The sequence below is a fragment of the Bradyrhizobium ingae genome, assembly GCF_055791185.1.
The window spans coordinates 334,733-351,613 of sequence record NZ_JBVUBB010000001.1 but is presented as its reverse complement, the minus strand read 5'-3'; the positions used below and the strand labels follow the sequence as shown (position 1 = coordinate 351,613).

The window sequence follows — 16,881 nt, the reverse complement described above, 5'->3', positions numbered from 1 at the left end:
CGAACGTCAGCTCCAGGCCGCGAGCGGTAGAAGTTTGGAAGTCGTCTTGATGTCGGGAAATGCGCCGCTGTTGACGATCTGGATATCGAGCCCGTCGTCTTTCTTCTGCCACTGCCCGGCAACGACCGGCGTCGTACAGACGTTCTTCACCGGACCCGGCCATTGGACGTGCCCCACGATCGTATCGAGATTGGTCGAGGTGATCGCCGAGAGAATCGATTGGGGGTCCTTTGGATTCTTGGTGCGCTTGAGCACGTCGATGACGACCTCAAACAGGGCGTGCTTGAATGGTATGGGTTGAGTCCAATGGCGTTTCGTCGCGGCTTCATAGTCGTTCGCGAGTTGCCTGGAGGAAATGCCGGTGAGGCTTGACTTGAAAGGATAGTCCGGCGACCACCAGAGTTCGCTCGTCACGCCGAGACCGCGATTGCCAAGCGAGGCGACATCGGCTGGAAAAAGGAACGCCTTGCCCAGCGTCACGATCTTCGGCTTGAAGCCCTGCTGCGCGCATTGCGCTGAAAACAGTGCGTAGTCCGGCGTGAACAGATTGCCTGTGACGATCTCGACTCCGCCCTTCTTGAAGGCCGTGATCTGCGGCGTGAAATCGTTGCCGAAGGCGGGGAATTGGCCGGGATCAACGACGGTGAAGCCAGCCGCCTTGATCGCCGGGATGAAGGCGTCGTGCCAGGACGTGTCGTCCTGCGCGGTGTTGAAAAGCGTGCCGACCACCCTGTTGGTGTCTTGCGCCTTCCAAAGACCGATAAACGCCGAAAGGACCTGATCGAGCCCCCAGAAGAAGTGATAGGTCCACTCGAAGCCCTTGTCCTTGGTCCCGCCGCGCCCATAATAGTAGGACTCCCACGGATCGTCCGCAGTGACGCAAGGCACTTCGTTGAGCTCCGCCGCGTTGGCAACGGGGTTGCAATCGATCGAGCCGCTCGACGCCGTGATGATGTCGACCTTGTCCTTCAGGATGAGATCGTTGGCGACCTCCGAGGCGCGGCTCTCGTCGGTTTGACTGTCCTTGGTGATGATCTCGACCTTGTAGGTCTTGCCGCCAATCTCCAATCCCTTCGCGAGATATTTGCGGATGTCGGCGAGCACCCAGTCCTGCGCCTCGGCAAATCCCGCCATCGGTCCGGTTTGCGGCGCGACGTGACCAATCTTGATCGTCTCTCCCGCCGCGCGCAGCACCGCGGGGCGAGCGATCGTTGCAACCGCCGCCGTCACGACACCTGTCTTCAGTACCGTTCGTCGGGACAGGCGTGAGGCGCCCGATCCTTGATTCTTTTCGTTTCTCTCCATGACCCTCTCCTCTCTTCATTTGCTTCTTAGAGACAGAATGCGAGCACGCGTCGTCGAGGCTTGATGCGACGATGTGATGAACGAAATCCGCCGCGAGAGGAGTCTCCAGGCAACGTCCCCTCCCCACTCACGGCCTGAACTGAAAATCTCCTGAACCTCCCTTCGCTGCACATCTGCGGCGACGTTTTTTTTGCATTACGAGAGAATACGGCCGAGACGTACGGTTAATACTCCTCGTCCAACTCTGCATCCTGCCGATGCGACGATAAGCGATTGGCGTGAGCGCAGGCCGCGCCTGCGAAGATCTGCGTCGCAAGCTGATTGACGATTTCGTCAAGCGACTCGCGGCTGTTCGCTACGCCAAAAACATACTTGTCCGGCCGAACCAGTACGGCGGTACAATTCCTTGTCCGCATCCATTCCTCGAGTACACCAACCTCATCGGCGAACTCGTCCTCTTTTTCGGGCACACCTCCGACGAGCTTCAAGACCACTCCACCGACACGAGTCAGCGGCGCGGAAGACGCATCGTCGATCCAGTCGGGCGCCGCTCGTTCACGCACGACAAGAAGAAACCGATCGCCGACGAGATCATCGAGCAACAGCGATCGCCCACCGACGAGACGAATGCGCGGCTGGGGAAAGACTTCGCCGGCAGTATCGGCCGGAACGCCGTCACGATCGCGGGCAAGAATTCCCGCGGTCAGGTTCGGAATCAACTGCTGGCGCACCGTAACGGTCTTGCCGGCTCGCAAGGCCTCGCCAAGCTCGATGTCGCGCTGCTGCGCAGCCTCGCTATTGAGCTCACCGATAACTTCGCCGAGGGCCTTGGTAACGGCGACCAGTTTACGGATGTGAGGCTTTCGCTCAGTCTCATAGGTTGCGAGCACGGAGTCGGGCAGACGATCACCGAGCACCGCGATCAACTTCCATGAGAGATTGGCGATATCGCGGATGCCCGAACAAAGGCCTTGCGCCATGAAGGGAGGCGTCTGGTGCGCAGCATCGCCGGCGAGGAATATTCTCCCTCGCCGCCACTCGCGGGCCACGAGAGCATGAAAGCGATAGGTTGCCCCGCGCCATATCTCGATCGCATCCGTGTCGACAAACGGCGCAAGTCTGCGACGCACGACGTCCGGACTGCTGTAGTCCTCCGGGCTTTCACCGGGCATCAGCTTCAATTCCCAACGCCGCAGATTTCGTGGACCGACGACATAGGTGGTCGGCCCAGAGGGCCAGCAAAATTGCGTCGTGCGCTTTGGCAGCGGCGTTTCCCGCTTCACCCAGGCATCGACGACCATCCACCACTCGTCGAAATTGAGACTCTCCTGGGAGATCCCAAGCTGCTTGCGAACGCCGCTGGAAGCGCCGTCGCAGGCGACGATGTACTGCGCCGTCACCTGCTGCTCTTCGCCTCGACTGTCAACGAAGCGAACGCCCGCGACATCGGAGTCACTCCAAACCTTCATCGCCCGATGTTCGAGACGGGTCTCGACATTGGCGAAGCGATCGACCCCATCACGCAGGATCCGTTCGAACTCCGGCTGAATGAAGAGAAGATTCGGAGCCCAATGCAGGGGGTAAGGAGGCGCGCTTGGCTCGAAGACCTTGATCGGGCGTCCATCGATCCCGAGAAAATCCGTGCCCATATAGGGAATGCTCACCGCATCAACGGCGTCGGCAAGCCCGACGCGCTGAAGCAACCGCATGACCTCATGATCGATATTGATCGCACGCGGCTTGTCGTAGATGTCCCGCATCTGGTCGAGAAGCAGAACCGAGCATCCGGCCGCGCCGAGAACGTTGGCGAGCACCGCGCCCACCGGCCCATAGCCGACGATGACGACATCGTAATCCACCGCTCGCAAGGGCAGGATTCCTTCAGCCGGCATTGCGCTGGGCGGACGGCACCGCGGCCGTCGCCAAAACCTTTGTCCCCTTAGCCCGAAGTCTCGTCATCGACGTCCCCTCGCTGCTCTTCGGCGGGGACTTCAAACCCCGCGAACCGTGTTTTCCGGCCGTTACCCGACCTTATCAATCGATTATTCTGCAATCAATGGACAATGATCGATTTTCTTGCCAGTCTAACCGAGCGGTTGCGCCGAACGTCCTATGGCGCGCACCGCCCGAACGTTTAGGGAACTCGCCATGGATCTTGGTCTTGAAGGGCGCCTGGCGCTCGTTTGCGGTTCGAGCCGCGGGCTTGGCCGGGCCTGCGCTGAAGCGCTGGCGCGCGAAGGCGTCAACGTGGTCATTACGGGACGCACATCTCAGGATGTCGAAGCTGCCGTTGCCGCCATCACTGCGCTGGGGGGAGGACGAGCGTCGGGGCTTTGCTGCGATGTGACGACGGAAGCCGGCCACAGTGTCATGCTAGCCGAAGCTGGAAAGGCCGATATCCTGATCAACAACAGCGCCGGGCCGCCGCCGAAGTCCTTTCTCGACGTGAGGGCACAGGAGTGGCTACCGGCCATGCAACGCTACTTGATCGCGCCGTTGCTGCTGACGCAGGCCCTGCTCCCTGGAATGATTGAGCGGCGGTTCGGCCGGATCGTGAATATTACATCGGCCATGGTGACAACGCCGCGGCCTCACATGAGTGTATCGGCAGGGTCGCGCGCCGGCCTGACCGCCGCGATGAAGGCAATCGCGCTGGACGTTGCGCGCCACAATGTCACGATCAACAACCTTTTGCCTGAACGCATCGACACCGACCGGCAAGTCTTCATGGCCAAAGCGGCAGCCGAGCGAGAAAACATTTCATTCGAGGAGGCCCGCGCCCGGCAGATCCAAAGCGTTGCGGCCAGACGTCTCGGGCGACCAGAGGAATTCGGTGCGGCCTGCGCCTTTCTGTGTGGTGCCCAGGCAGGCTTTATCTCGGGTCAGAATCTGCATCTCGACGGCGGGTCCTACCCGGCGCTGATCTGAAAACCAGGAGCCTGTCATGCCCCTCCCGCCACGCGTTCTCGACCCTCCCTTCAACATCACGCGGACCAGCCACGTCGTTCTGGATGTACGTGAACTTGCAGCAAGCCGGCGCTTCTACACGGAGGTCCTGGGGCTCATTGTCACTCTCGAAACGGACGATGCATTGTATCTGCGCGGCATCGAGGAGGCATGCCACCACAGCCTTGTTCTCAGGCAATCGCCGGGCCCTGCGGTTTGCCAGCGTATTGGCCTGCGTGTATTGACCGAGAAGGATCTCGAACGGGCCCAGGTGGAGCTTTCCCGCCGCCGCTGCACAGTCGATTGGGCGGAAATCCCTCATCAGGGCCGAACACTCCATGTCACCGATCCATTCGGATTTCGCTTCGAACTGTGTGCGCACATGCCGGTCCAACCGCGCCACATAACTCGCTTTCGCGATCAGCGCGGCGGATCAGCTATGCGCATCGATCACGTCCAGTTGCTAACGCCCCAACTCGGCGATGCGCTGGGATTCTACATGCAACTCGGCTTCTGGCTGACCGAATATGTCGGCAAAGATGACGATCACATCCGCGCGGTCTTCCTGCAGCGCAAAGGAAATCCGCACGACATGGTCTTCTTCAACGGCGATGGGCCGCGGCTGCATCACTTCGCCTACACTGCACCAGATGCGCAGCACCTGCTCGCCGCTTGTGACGTCGCGGGCGAGCTTGGCTATGGCAGAAAAGTCGAGCGTGGACCCGGGCGGCATGGTCCGGGTCATGCCATGTTCGTCTATTTCCGAGATCCCGACGGCCACCGTGTCGAGTTGTTCAACACCCATTACCAGGTCATGGACCTCGAAAACGAGCCGGTCCGCTGGGATCCGGATGATCCCGCAGTCGCGTTTCCCTGGGGGCTTCCGGCGCAGCGTCGCTGGTTCGAGGAGGCGGCCCCGATGGCGGACACCCCCATTTCCCGGGCCCTTCCACCGCCGAGCCCCGTCACCCTCGAACGCTTTCTTGCACATCAGGCCGAGTAACTCGAAAAGCGCTGCGCGACTCCAAGAGTGTTCAATTGCAAACTTTGTCCATGAGGAATTGTTGATAGTGAGCGCCGCACCTCAACCACCAGACATCGTTCGAAGCGATCCGGAACCTGTCGCGAAGGAAACACTGGCATCGACGGTCTATGGTCAATTACGGCGAGAAATCCTCACGGTAGAGCTCCCGCCCGACACCAAGTTGAACATCCGCAGCCTCTGCGAGCGCTTCTCGGTGGGACTAAGCCCTGTTCGTGAAGCGCTGAGCCGGTTGTCGCGAGAACACCTCGTCCGTCAGACCGATCATCGCGGCTTCACCGTGGCGCCTGTGTCGAAATCGGATCTTCACGATCTCACCAAGGCTCGCTGCGCTCTCGACGGCATGGCCCTCCGCCAATCGATTGAGGGCAGACAGCAGAGCTGGGAAGAGCAACTGCTCGTCTCGTATCATCGGCTTTTCCGTACACCCCGCTTCGACGGTGCAGACGCAAAGCTGCGCAGCCCGGCGTGGGAGGACGCACATCGACAATTTCACGCCGCGCTCGTTGCCGGTTGTGGATCACGCTGGTTGATGAACATCAGCGGCCAGCTGTTCGAGGCCGCAGAGCGCTACCGTCATATCGGGCGCATCGCTGGCAAGTCGCGCGCCCAGGGAGATGAACATCGACCGATCATGGAGGCCGCACTCGCCTATGATGCCGATCTGGCGATCGAGCTTCTCAACCGACACTATCAGACCACAGCAGAGCTTGTGGAAACCGTTCTGTCGCAAGGCCCACCAGCCGAGAGCTAACACATGAATTCCCTTCCGGGATTCATGGCGCGGCCCCGGCGCAGGAATTCGTATCTTGACGCAGAGGGTCGCTCGGTACAGCCTTCCGTCAATCAGGTCACTCATCTGGTTGAGCTCCGACACCTCTCTCGCCGCGATCGCGGCGGATTCTCCAAAACTCGTCATCGATCCCTGCAGACGCGGCAACCACCGAACCCTCGCGAACCCGCGACAACGTATCAAGGAGCGCAGGCATGAGTTTCAGACGCGTCGTCACCGCGAAGAACGCGAATGGCAAGTCCGTGGTCGTGAGCGATGGCCCCTCACCGCGAGAAATCGCGCTCAAGCATACACCTGGCTTTGTGTCCGCGCCGATCTGGATGACCGCAACGACACCAATGCTGTCGGCACTCGGCGGCGATCCGATGTCGGTCGCCGACCGCAGCCTCCTGCCCGGCGAAGGCGGCTCCACATTCATCATCGTCATCTTCCCGCCAGACAGCGTGATGATGTCGGCCGATTTCGACCCGGCCAAAGCCGGACCGGAGCATCTCATAGCGACGCCAGGCATTGCCGAGACATTTGAAGTGGACAATCCCGGCATGCACACGACACCCACCGTCGATTACGCGGTTGTCCTCGATGGTGAAATCTGGCTCGAGCTCGACGACGGCGAATTGGTCCATCTGAAACGGCACGATACTGTCGTTCAACAAGGCGCGCGGCACGGCTGGCGCAACAAAGCAAGCACGCCGGCGACGCTTGCATTCGTTCTGCTGGGAGCGAAGCAGGCGTGACCTGCGTCGCGTCGGGGTTTCCTTACGACGGCACCGAAAGGCGATGATGCGCTTTTTGGTGATATCACTCCGCGGCGCGCCGTGCTCCCACAACCCGGCTCATGCTTTGGCTGCCATGCCCTAGCGGCTGCGTCGGCTCTTTTGGACGCAGCCAATATCCGACGGGCAACAATTGCACCCCGGTGCGCAGGCCGAAGGTGCCGTAAAGGCCGTTAGGCAAGAACAACGAGAACAACAGAGCCACCGCCCCGAGTCCGATCATGTACCAGACGCCCGCGCTGCCAAAGGCCGCCTCGATTGCGTAGAAAATTACAGCGCCGATGATGGCCCCTTCGAAAGTGCCAAGTCCGCCGACAAGTACCATGAAGATCATGTAGGAGGTCCATTGCACGCTGAAATATGTCTTGGGTTGGAATGAGATCGCGGTCGCAAGCCAAAGTGAACCGGCAATAGCGGCGCCTGCCGCCGCAAAGACGAAGACGATGCGCTTGACGGTCACGACCCTGACACCGACGGAGTTTGCGGCCTCCTCGTCGTCCCGGATCGCCTGCAGGCCCGCTCCGGTCGCCGAACGCAGCAAAACGAACAGCGTCACCAAGACCGTTGCGAGCGCAGCGAGAGCGATCCAGAACGTGAGCGCGTTACGCTGCGCCACGTCATAAGCGTTCAGTGCAATCAACGAGATGCCCGTCTCGCCCTGGATCAACGGATCGAGATTCACCAACAGGTGGACGAGCTCCGCCACCACCCACATACCAACCGCGAATTCGCTGGCCTTTAGCCGCAGCATCGGCAGCGAGAGCGGCAGGGACAACAGGGCAACGATCAGAGGCGCAAGGGCGACCGCCAGATAAACGTTTACGCCATAGTTCGACAGGCGGATGGTCAGGTACGCACCAAATCCAAAAAATGCCTGCTGCCCGATGGAGACCAGCCCACCGTAACCCGCCAGCGCGTTCCACGTTGCCGCCAGGATCACATAGATGAACAACGTCGTCATTCTATCGAGCGTGGCCGGGTCGGCGATGAAGGGCAGGAATATCAGGCAGGCCAATAGCACAGCGCCTGAGGCCGCCACCGTGATTGACGCTCGCGTCCATCTCGTAACCATGAACCCGGTTTCTGTCATGACGCTCTCGTCTTCAGAAGATTGAAACTCCGCCAGGCATCGAAGATGCGGCCGAACGAAGCCCGCGCCACCAGGACGGTAAGGAACACCGCGTGTCCCGCGATCAGAAAGCCTTGCGGGCTAAGCTGGGCCCCGATGCTTTGAGCGACGCCAAGCGCGAGACCACCCGCAAGCGTTCCCCAGAGCGATCCGGTCCCGCCGATAACGGCCGCTTCGAAAGCGAAGATCAGTTGGGGCGCTCCGGCGTATGGATCGAAGGTCGCACGCATGGCAAGCGCGGCGCCCGCGATGCTGACCGTCACCATGGCGATCGCTGTGGCGCAGGTGTTGATCCAGTTCGCATCGACGCCCATCAGACCGACGGTATCTCGATCTGCAGCCGTTGCGCGAATCGCGCGGCCCAACTGAGTGTGCGACAGAAAGAGCTGCAGTCCGCCGAGCAGACCGATTGCGGCCAGGAAGATGTAGACGGCGAGCTTTCCGACGAAGACTCCGTCGGCCAGCTCCCAGGAATCGTACGACAAATCTCCGATGTAGGGCGCGAGCGAGCGCGTGTCTGCGCCGAACTGCTCGAACAAGAGGTTGTCGATGCATATCGACAGCCCGAAAGTCGCGAGCACGGGGATGAGGAAACCCGATCGCGTCGAGCGATCGAGAACCAGACGCTGGAGCGCGACGCCAACCAGGGCCATCGCCGGAAGGACAACGATCCAACCGTAGAATGGCGACAGGCCCGCATATTCGGCAATGGCCCACAGGCCAAAGGCAGCGAGCACGGCGAAGCTGCCGTGAGCAAGATTGACCACCCCCATCACGCTGAACATGAAGGACAGCCCGCATGCGATCAGTGCGTAGTACCCGCCAAGCAGCACGCCCTGGAATATCTGTTCAATCCAGATCATCAATGAGCTCCCTCCGAGCCAAGACCGAAATAGGCGTCGGTGATCTGGGCCCGCGTCAAATGCTTGGTCGGCCCCTCGAGGACGATACTTCCCTCCAACATGCAGATCATGCGATCGGCCACCGAAATCGCGCGGTCGAGTTTCTGTTCCACCAGGATAATGGTGGTTCCCGCAGCGATCAGCTTCGCAACCGCCGCGTAGACCAGCTCGACAGCCACTGGAGACAATCCGAGGGATATTTCGTCGAGCAGCAGGAGTTTCGGATTGGTCATCAGCGCTCTGCCAATTGCGACGGCCTGTTGCTGGCCGCCAGACAGGTTCTTGGCCAGGGCGTTGCGGATCGGCTGGAGCTGCGGCAGTGCCTCCACCACGCTGTCGAGCGTCCAGATTCCGGGATTTCGCGCGGAGCGGCCGAGAAGCAGGTTCTCCGTGACCGAAAGGTCGCCAAACAGGCGCCGCCCTTCCGGCACAAGCGCGATTCCAGAACGCACCCGACGATAAGACGGCAAGCGGGTCACATCTTCGCCGGCGAAGTTGATGCGGCCATCAAGCGGGAGGTGAGCGCCGGCGATGGCACGCAACAACGTCGTCTTGCCGGCCCCGTTGGCACCGACGAAGGCCACCGTCTGGCCGGCAGCGACGTCGAACGAGACGCTGCGCACGGCGCGCAAGAGGCCGTGACGAACCTCGAGATCGTGAACGGACAACAAGGTCATCCAACGGCACTCCCGAGATAGGCACGCACCACGTCGGGATGGCTCATCACTTCGGCTGGGCTGCCGTCGGCGATGATACGGCCATTATCCATGCATACCAGCCGCTCGGTAACTTGCACGAGTACATGGACGATATGTTCGATCCAAACCAGGGCGATGCCACGATCCCGAAGGATCCTGATCGTATCGACAAGTTCACCCGCTTCCGCATCCGTCAGCTCGCCGCCGATCTCGTCGAGCAGCAGAACCGCCGGATCGGTTGCAACCGCGCGGGCAAGCTCCAGCCGTTTACGGTCAAGCAGTCCCAGCGTCTCCGCACGACGATTTGCCACCCGCAGCATGCCGGTGAGACGAAGTGTTTCGATGACGCGATCGTAGGCTTCGGAGTCCCGGCGGCGGCCGCCATGTCGCGCGCCCACAAGCACGTTCTCGAACACCGTCATCCCGCCGAACGATCTTGGTACCTGATGCGTGCGCGCAATTCCGATCCTGCAACGCTCCGCTGCCGGAAGCCGTGTCACGTCCCGCCCCATGTAGTGCACGGTGCCGGCTGTCGGCGAGAGCGAGCCAATGAGCACGCTGAGCAGCGTCGTCTTGCCCGCGCCGTTGGGCCCGACGATCCCGACGGCTTCGTTTTTCGCGAGCGCAAAGTCGACGTCGTCAAGCACCGTCAGCGCCCCGAAGCGCTTGACCACGCGGCTGGCGCTCAGGACGTTATTCTCCGTCCGGGCAAGCATCGGCGTATTCTGGGGCCGTTCGGCGCCGGCCGCTTTCACATCAAGCAAAGCAATTGCCTCCCCTCTTTCTCATCGGCCTGCGCGTCAGAACCGAAGTACCGGTTTGACGCATTTTCCCGTCAAGGAATCCTCGATCGCCCGGTTGACGTCCTTGAACGGATAGAACGTGATCAACTTTTCGATAGGAAATCGACCCAGCGCCTGCAGCTCGATCAATTTGGGAAGAAATTCGTCCGGGTTCGTATCTCCCAGGATAATGCCGCGAATCGTACGGCCGCCGTTCATTACGTGCGACGTCACGAACGTCAGCTCGGAATCCTCGGGAGCTCCGCCCACGAATCCGCAAGTCCCCCGCAGTGCCAATATATCGATGGCTTGGCGAAGCACCGGCATCAGAGCAGTGGTCTCAAACGTGAAATCGACGCCACCACTGCTAATCGCCTTGACGGCGTCCGGGACCGCCTGCTCGCTCGGGTTGATGCAATGCGTCGCGCCAAGTTCACGGGCCAATTTGAGCCGATCCTCGCGTAAATCAATCGCAATGATCTTCGCCGCTCCGACCAACTTTGCAGCCATGATGGCGCTCAGGCCGACCGATCCGGTGCCGAAAACCGCAATCGATTTGCCAACGCCCACCTTCAATGCGTTTATGACGCCACCAGCGCCCGTGATGACTCCGCAGCCAAGCGGGCCGAGCAGCTCCAACGGAGCGTCGGCAGCCACCTTCACGACGTTGCGATCGTGACAGACAACATGGCTCGCGAAGGAGCCCTGCCCCATGAACGTGTGCACCTTCTCCCCATTGCTGGAAAGCGGCGTCGTGCCGTCGAGCCGTCCCCCGCCGAAATTCCGCGGAAAGAACTCGTGGCAATAGCACGGCAAACTCTCCTGGCAGCTCGGACAATGCCCGCAGGAGTCACCGCTGAGGATCACGCGATCCCCGACCTTCACCTTGACGACGCTCTTTCCGACCCTCTCGACGATTCCAGCCCCTTCGTGGCCAAGGACCATTGGCTGCGGCATTGGAACGATTGTCTGGTCGCGCACCGCAACGTCGGTATGGCAAACGCCGGTCGCGACCAACCGTACCAGAACCTCATCATCGCGAGGCTCTTCCAGTTCCAACACTTCAAGAGTCAACGGTGCGAATTTCGCCCTGGCAACGGCGGCTTCGATCTTCACGCTTCAATCTCCATCATAGGCTCGATACTCGACATGGCCGCGGCCTCCGCAAGAACTATCCGCTTAAGTGGGAATGATCGGCAGCAGCAGATGCGACGGATGCTTCGGATCATGGTAGATGCGATGCAGCACCGGCTTGCTGCTGCATAGATGATACGGGATGTATTCGACGTTCGTTGCGCCAAGGACGCCCGTCGAAAGATCGAGGCACGAAATCTCGACACAGATTCGATGACCGCGCCGGAACAGATTGGCTGTCGAAAGAATCTCGATGTTGTACTCGTTGATCTCGCCGGGAACGATCTTTCTTTGTGCATCGCGAGTCAGCGGATGCCACGGTTTCCACGGCTTCGAACGGGTGGGGTCGAGCGCGCGGTGCGACGCCTTCAACCAGCCGCGAGTCAATTCGCGCGATGGCAGGTCGGTGCGTATCTCCCGCTCTCCTTCCCTCGCCGTCCGAACCGAGACATCGGGACCCACGTCCTTCAGGATGATGATCCAATTCGTGTCATCCTGATCGATCGACGCAAAGAGATTGAGTACGCTCGGCCCCGCGATCAACAGATCGTGCGGCAGGGGATCGGACAGGAAACGCAGCTTCTCGATCCGGTTGGTCTGGGTCGGCGGCATCTGAACAAACAGATCCGGTGGGATATATTCATCGACACTCGATGACTTGAACGGCTCCGCCGTCAAGCGCTCCCAACTGTTGAGATAGAGCTTCGTCCACTGTGTCTCCGGAAGCGGCCAATCATCCCCGCTCCGCCATTCATTTGCTCCCGTCACGAAGTAGCGAACGGTTGGCTCTTTCATCACGCCGGTATCGACATCGCAAAGCCAGTGGTCGTACCAGCGAAGCATGTCTCCCCGTAAGGCTCGCAACGGCCGATCCAGATGAGCCGGACCGTTCAGGGTGAGCTTCTTGGGTCCCTTGATCTTCTGAAAGTAGGTCTGTGCGCCGCAAAGATGGGTCTTGTACGTGTAGCCGTACCATGCGGCTCCCGTGTGAGTGGGCACAGCGATTTTTTCGAAATCAGCTTCCGCCTTCTTGACGACCTCCTCGGAGTCATAGGGATCGATCAGCGTATCGAAGAACCGGGGGAAGCTCTGCCCCTTCTGCACCAGCACATTGTGGATGAACGGGTACATCTTGTAGTCGGGGTTTTGAATTGCGGTCCGCCAATGCTCCTCCTGTTCGGGCGACAAGGAACCTGGCATGCTGCGAACCGTGTGCGCGTTGCTGACGTGATCACCCACGTATCTGAAGGAATGCACAATCCCGCCCGGGTACTCTTCGCGAAAGCCACCCAGCACACCATATGCCCCGCGAGGGTCGTAGGGAAAAATGGCCTTGAGATGGGGCGGCTGCTGGCGAGCGGCATGATATTGCTCGGAAGCAAACGCGCCGATTCCGATCATACCGACCTTGCCGTTGCACCAGGGCTGTTTCGCGATCCACTCGATGAGATCGAAGCTATCCCACTCTCTTGAACCCCCGGTCTCGGACTTCAGATAACCTCGCGGCTGACCGATCACGTGCACGTAGCCACGTGACACAAAATACTCCGTGTCGCCCGCCTCCATGTGCCCCATCCAAAGCGAGGACCAGGACGGTTGCGGAGGAAACGTCCTTGGATATTCGTCGCCCTGCATCTCCTTGGAATGGACGCCAAATCCCAGCAAGGCAGGAAAGCGGCCTGGAGCGTCCGGTCGATAGACGTCAACCGCCAGGCGGATGCCGTCTCGCATTTCAACCGCGACGTCCTTGTCGCAGACGATTGCACCAAAATCGGCGGGCCGATCGTACTCGGAGGGCGGCTGATTGCCGGATGGAAACAGCCTTTCTGGTGCCGTCATCGTTTCGACCTCAATTTCTTATTCCGATGTTCGTTCAATGGGACCGGGACCGCAAGGCCGACGGGGCTGACGCCCCGCCGGCTCACGGCTCTCCGGCAATTCTGGAAACTCAGCGACAATCACATGTTGTAAGGAAGCTGCTGGCCTGTGACGGGAATGTTTGGATCCCCCTCATGCTCGCAGATGACCTGTTCGATCTTGAACCGGCTACCCGCCTTGGCCTTTTGGTACTGACAACCCAGAAGCGGCGTTGTCGCGACCACGTGGGGCATCGGCCCGGTGTTGAAATCGACGACGCCCACGGTCGTGGTCGCCTTGAGATTGCTGATTGCCTTCGCCAGGGCCTCTTTGTCGAGTGGGTTGCCGGCTGCCTTGAGCGCCTCCAATCCGGCGTCGAACACCGCCATGCTGCTGCCGAGTTGCTGCGTGACCTGCTTGCCGGACGTCTTCTCATATCCGTCCGCCATCTGTTCCGACGTCAAATTGGTGGCCGGCGACTTGTATGGAAACGCACGATTCCACGGGGCGACGTTGGATAGATTGATGCCGAGCGCGCCAAGCGCCTCGATCTCGACGGGAGATCCTCCCGCCTTCGCCGCCTCCATGATCTTCGTCGTCTTGGTCAGACCTTGCTGAGCAGCCTGGCGCAGGAACGTCGCGAAATCCGGCGGCAAGACCAGCGCATTGACGATCTCACAGCGCTCGCGCTTGAACAGGGCGATTTGCGCAGAGTAGTCGGTGGTCCCGTCCTCGAATGGCCCCGGATCGATGACGGTGAAGCCCGCCTTCTTAAAGACATCGGGAAGGAACCCGCGAACGGCATTGCCGTCGGCATCGTTTGGATACATCACTCCGACTTTCATGTTCGTCGGAATCATCTTCCATCGGCTGACATATGCCCCAGAGAACTGTGCGCCTCCGAAACTGAAGTGATAGGTCCATTTGAACGGGGACGGCTGACCGGGCTTCGCCCCGCGTCCGAAATACCAGGCTTCCCATGGCATCACCGTCGACAGACAGGGCACACCGGCGGCTTCGCACGCGTCAGCAACCGGATTGACCACTTCAGGAGTTGACGTCACCAGCATCAAATCGACTTTTTCGCTGGAAATGAGGCCCTTCGCCAACTGCGCGGCGCGCGCGGGGTCGGATTGTGAATCGCGATCGATGATTTCGATCCGGTAGGTCTTGTCTCCGATGCGCCATCCCGACTTCAGCGCCTTCCGGCACTCGTCGAGCACGTAGCCATCACACTGACCGAAAAAGCCGAGATTGCCGGTTCGAGGACTGACGAAACCGACACGGATCACCGCCTCGGAGTCCGCGGCCCAGGCGTTTCGCATCGTGGCGGACGGCAGCATCGCGGCGGTCGCCGAAGCCGCCAGAAAGCTGCGTCTCGAAACTCCGCCCGCCCCAACTGGCACTGTTTTGTTCTTCTGTTCAGACATGGATTCCTCCCTCCTTGAAAAGATCTGTTCGATTGAGCTTCACCACTTCGTCTAAGCCACGCCATCATCATGATTGAAGTCACGCATGGGACCTCCGCTGAGATCCGCCCCAACTCTCCGACGAAGCTTTGTTCACCGCAGAGCCGATGAAGTTGTCCGTGCAGTCTCCAGCCGTTGACGCTCCCCGGAGATCCGCACGATTCACCGCGAGTTGAACTCGTCGCTGAACCGGGAAAAGGTGAACGTTGAAGGTCTGGCTGATCAGGCCCCATAAGCCTCGGGGGGCCGCTAGCATGACGGTGATCGCGACCAAACCCAGCGTGATGAGATACCAGGATCCGTAGTCGGCGAGCAGGAAGCGCAGCGCGAAGAACACGATGGTCCCGACGATCGGTCCTTCGATGCTGCCGATTCCACCGATGATCACGATGAAGATCACATCGGCGGACCAGTCGGTCACGCTGAATGCAGCGCCCGGCGTGATCCGCAGCTTCTGGAGCACGACCAGCGAGCCGACGAGCCCCGCGATCAGCGCCGCAATCAGGTACACGGCCAATTTGGTTCGTCGGGGATTGATCCCGATGCTGCCGGCAGCGGCTTCAGAGTCCCGGATCGCGGTCAATGCCAGTCCCTGGCGCGAGCGCGACCAGAGGAAGATCAGAAGCACCGTTCCAACCCCGATGCCGACGCTCACGTAATAAAGAATGAGATCGCGAAGCTCGCGACTTTCGGCAATGTCGCGTACCACGGAGATGGGCAGGCTCATGCCTGTCCCCGCGCCGAACGGCTTGATCAATGTAGACGTCAGCCGCAGCACCTCCGCCAGGACCCAGGTGCCGATAGCAAAATGGGCACCGCGCAAACGGAAAGCAAGAAAGGCCGCAGGAACGGCGGCTAGTGCCACGAGAATTCCAGCGAGCGGCAAGGCGATGAGCGGCGGGACCTGGAAAAACGCGGTGGCTGTGACGAAGGCGTAGCACCCAAGCCCGACGAACGCTTGTTGCCCCACCGAAACAAGCCCCGCATAGCCGGCCAGCAAATTCCAGGCTTGCGCCAGCGCCAGATAGTAGCTGAATTCGATCAAGAGGCGCATTTCGGCCCGGCCGGCCCAGGCAGGCAGGAGCAACAGCGCCACGACCGCGATGAGCATGACGGCAAAACCGAAGCGGCCGGAACGAGTCGATCGCTCGATATGGTACGCGATTTCGCTCATAGGTCGGACGTCTTTGGAATGAGGCCACGCGGTCGGAACAGAAGCACGAGCAGAAAGACCACATGCCCGGCGAGCGTGTCCCAGCTCGGGTCGAAGGCTGCTCCAAGCGCCTGCGCAACGCCAAGGATTATCCCGCCAGCGAGCGTGCCCCATAAGCTCCCGAGGCCGCCGATAATGACAACCTCAAACGCGTAGAGCAGTCGAGCCGGACCGATGGTCGGATCGAAAATCGTGCGCATGCCGAGCAGGACGCCGGCTATCGAAACAACGGCGAGTGCGGTGCCGCTCGCCAACGCATAGATATTCCGGTTGTTCACGCCATAGAGCCGAGCCGTGTCGATGTCGTCTGACGTGGCTCGAAACGCCCGACCAAGAGCTGTCGAACGCAGCAATATTTCGATCGCTGCGATGACGAGCACGGCGGCACCGAAGACCGACGCAGGCATCAGGCCGATTGCAAGCTGATCCCCGATGCGAACGCTTGCCATTTCAAACCACGGCAACTGTAGCCGTCGGCTGTCGGCACTGAACAACTCGAGCAGCACGTTCTGGATAACCACCGAGAGGCCGAAAGTGACCAACAACGGGCGCAGAACGTCTTCGCCCAACGTGAAATTGAGTAGGCCGCGCTGCAGGAAATATCCAACGGCGAACATGACAGGGATCACGATAACGAGCGCGACCAGCGGATTCACGCCGAGCGTCCCCGTCACCACAACGGCCAGGTAGGCAGCGAGCACTATGAAGTCGCCATGCGCGAGATTGATGATGCGCATGACACCGAACATCAGAGACAAACCCGTTGCGAAGAGCGCGTACAGTCCCCCCACGAGTGCTCCCTGAATGATGGTGTTTACCCAGTACATTGTCAGAT

General features: G+C 60.4%; 16 protein-coding genes. 5 read left to right on the top strand and 11 right to left on the bottom strand.

Translation table 11 applies throughout. The features are described 5' to 3' along the window. Positions 1-6 precede the first annotated feature (6 nt). On the bottom strand, positions 7-1,305 hold the full coding sequence (locus ACV1FX_RS01655; protein ID WP_473115787.1) for an ABC transporter substrate-binding protein: 1,299 nt from the start codon (positions 1,303-1,305) through the stop codon (positions 7-9). Between the two features lie 224 nt (positions 1,306-1,529). After that, the gene (locus ACV1FX_RS01650) at positions 1,530-3,164 is read right to left on the bottom strand and encodes a bifunctional 3-(3-hydroxy-phenyl)propionate/3-hydroxycinnamic acid hydroxylase (protein ID WP_473115975.1); all 1,635 of its coding nucleotides are present in this window, start codon (positions 3,162-3,164) and stop codon (positions 1,530-1,532) included. Positions 3,165-3,453: 289 nt separating this feature from the next. Between ACV1FX_RS01650 and ACV1FX_RS01645 the strand changes: the two genes are divergently transcribed. The 4 genes from ACV1FX_RS01645 (at position 3,454) to ACV1FX_RS01630 (ending at position 6,823) form a co-directional block, all read left to right on the top strand. After that, positions 3,454-4,233, top strand: a complete 780-nt coding sequence (locus ACV1FX_RS01645) for an SDR family oxidoreductase (RefSeq protein WP_473115786.1) — start codon at positions 3,454-3,456, stop codon at positions 4,231-4,233. 16 nt (positions 4,234-4,249) lie between these two features. Then, on the top strand, positions 4,250-5,254 hold the full coding sequence (locus tag ACV1FX_RS01640) for a VOC family protein (RefSeq protein WP_473115785.1): 1,005 nt from the start codon (positions 4,250-4,252) through the stop codon (positions 5,252-5,254). 67 nt (positions 5,255-5,321) lie between these two features. Continuing rightward, on the top strand, positions 5,322-6,047 hold the full coding sequence (locus tag ACV1FX_RS01635) for a GntR family transcriptional regulator (RefSeq protein ID WP_473115784.1): 726 nt from the start codon (positions 5,322-5,324) through the stop codon (positions 6,045-6,047). Between the two features lie 287 nt (positions 6,048-6,334). Next, entirely contained in the window at positions 6,335-6,823 is a 489-nt protein-coding gene (locus ACV1FX_RS01630; RefSeq protein WP_473115783.1) for a cupin domain-containing protein, read from the top strand. A gap of 64 nt (positions 6,824-6,887) precedes the next feature. On the opposite strand, the gene ACV1FX_RS01625 is transcribed toward ACV1FX_RS01630, so the two are convergent. Further along, a complete protein-coding gene (locus ACV1FX_RS01625) occupies positions 6,888-7,814 on the bottom strand; it encodes a branched-chain amino acid ABC transporter permease (protein ID WP_473115782.1) in 927 nt (308 codons plus the stop codon). Between ACV1FX_RS01625 and ACV1FX_RS01620 the strand changes: the two genes are divergently transcribed. Continuing rightward, positions 7,807-7,977, top strand: a complete 171-nt coding sequence (locus ACV1FX_RS01620; protein ID WP_473115781.1) for a hypothetical protein — start codon at positions 7,807-7,809, stop codon at positions 7,975-7,977. The two genes, ACV1FX_RS01625 and ACV1FX_RS01620, sit on opposite strands and share 8 nt — an antisense overlap. Here ACV1FX_RS01620 and ACV1FX_RS01615 read toward each other — a convergent pair. From ACV1FX_RS01615 to ACV1FX_RS01580, 8 genes are all read right to left on the bottom strand, one after another. Continuing rightward, a complete protein-coding gene (locus ACV1FX_RS01615; protein WP_473115780.1) occupies positions 7,949-8,854 on the bottom strand; it encodes a branched-chain amino acid ABC transporter permease in 906 nt (301 codons plus the stop codon). The genes ACV1FX_RS01620 and ACV1FX_RS01615 overlap by 29 nt on opposite strands. Continuing rightward, positions 8,854-9,570 carry an ABC transporter ATP-binding protein gene (locus ACV1FX_RS01610; RefSeq protein ID WP_473115779.1) on the bottom strand — a complete coding sequence of 239 codons (717 nt, stop codon included), beginning with the start codon at positions 9,568-9,570 and terminating at the stop codon, positions 8,854-8,856. The genes ACV1FX_RS01615 and ACV1FX_RS01610 overlap by 1 nt, the downstream gene beginning before the upstream one ends. Next, positions 9,567-10,307, bottom strand: coding sequence for an ABC transporter ATP-binding protein (locus ACV1FX_RS01605; protein WP_473115974.1), 741 nt, complete (start codon positions 10,305-10,307; stop codon positions 9,567-9,569). Before ACV1FX_RS01605 ends, ACV1FX_RS01610 begins: the two co-directional genes overlap by 4 nt. Before the next feature lie 84 nt (positions 10,308-10,391). Continuing rightward, complete coding sequence (locus ACV1FX_RS01600; protein ID WP_473115778.1) at positions 10,392-11,489, bottom strand: NAD(P)-dependent alcohol dehydrogenase; 1,098 nt, start codon at positions 11,487-11,489, stop codon at positions 10,392-10,394. A 63-nt stretch (positions 11,490-11,552) separates the two neighbouring features. Then, entirely contained in the window at positions 11,553-13,346 is a 1,794-nt protein-coding gene (locus ACV1FX_RS01595; protein WP_473115777.1) for a CocE/NonD family hydrolase, read from the bottom strand. Positions 13,347-13,465: 119 nt separating this feature from the next. Then, entirely contained in the window at positions 13,466-14,794 is a 1,329-nt protein-coding gene (locus ACV1FX_RS01590; protein WP_473115776.1) for an ABC transporter substrate-binding protein, read from the bottom strand. 79 nt (positions 14,795-14,873) lie between these two features. Continuing rightward, positions 14,874-16,007, bottom strand: coding sequence for a branched-chain amino acid ABC transporter permease (locus ACV1FX_RS01585; protein ID WP_473115775.1), 1,134 nt, complete (start codon positions 16,005-16,007; stop codon positions 14,874-14,876). After that, the gene (locus ACV1FX_RS01580) at positions 16,004-16,873 is read right to left on the bottom strand and encodes a branched-chain amino acid ABC transporter permease (protein WP_473115973.1); all 870 of its coding nucleotides are present in this window, start codon (positions 16,871-16,873) and stop codon (positions 16,004-16,006) included. Before ACV1FX_RS01580 ends, ACV1FX_RS01585 begins: the two co-directional genes overlap by 4 nt. Positions 16,874-16,881: the final 8 nt, after the last annotated feature.

What these genes read in the sequence shown, in the direction of transcription:
- ACV1FX_RS01655 (WP_473115787.1), bottom strand. Translation starts at nt 1,305, where the DNA reads ATGGAGAGAAACGAAAAGAATCAAGGATCGGGCGCCTCACGCCTGTCC.
- ACV1FX_RS01580 (WP_473115973.1), bottom strand. Translation starts at nt 16,873, where the DNA reads ATGTACTGGGTAAACACCATCATTCAGGGAGCACTCGTGGGGGGACTG.
- ACV1FX_RS01610 (WP_473115779.1), bottom strand. Translation starts at nt 9,570, where the DNA reads ATGACCTTGTTGTCCGTTCACGATCTCGAGGTTCGTCACGGCCTCTTG.
- ACV1FX_RS01595 (WP_473115777.1), bottom strand. Translation starts at nt 13,346, where the DNA reads ATGACGGCACCAGAAAGGCTGTTTCCATCCGGCAATCAGCCGCCCTCC.
- ACV1FX_RS01605 (WP_473115974.1), bottom strand. Translation starts at nt 10,307, where the DNA reads ATGCTTGCCCGGACGGAGAATAACGTCCTGAGCGCCAGCCGCGTGGTC.
- ACV1FX_RS01590 (WP_473115776.1), bottom strand. Translation starts at nt 14,794, where the DNA reads ATGTCTGAACAGAAGAACAAAACAGTGCCAGTTGGGGCGGGCGGAGTT.
- ACV1FX_RS01585 (WP_473115775.1), bottom strand. Translation starts at nt 16,007, where the DNA reads ATGAGCGAAATCGCGTACCATATCGAGCGATCGACTCGTTCCGGCCGC.
- ACV1FX_RS01640 (WP_473115785.1), top strand. Translation starts at nt 4,250, where the DNA reads ATGCCCCTCCCGCCACGCGTTCTCGACCCTCCCTTCAACATCACGCGG.
- ACV1FX_RS01645 (WP_473115786.1), top strand. Translation starts at nt 3,454, where the DNA reads ATGGATCTTGGTCTTGAAGGGCGCCTGGCGCTCGTTTGCGGTTCGAGC.
- ACV1FX_RS01615 (WP_473115780.1), bottom strand. Translation starts at nt 8,854, where the DNA reads ATGATCTGGATTGAACAGATATTCCAGGGCGTGCTGCTTGGCGGGTAC.
- ACV1FX_RS01620 (WP_473115781.1), top strand. Translation starts at nt 7,807, where the DNA reads ATGAACAACGTCGTCATTCTATCGAGCGTGGCCGGGTCGGCGATGAAG.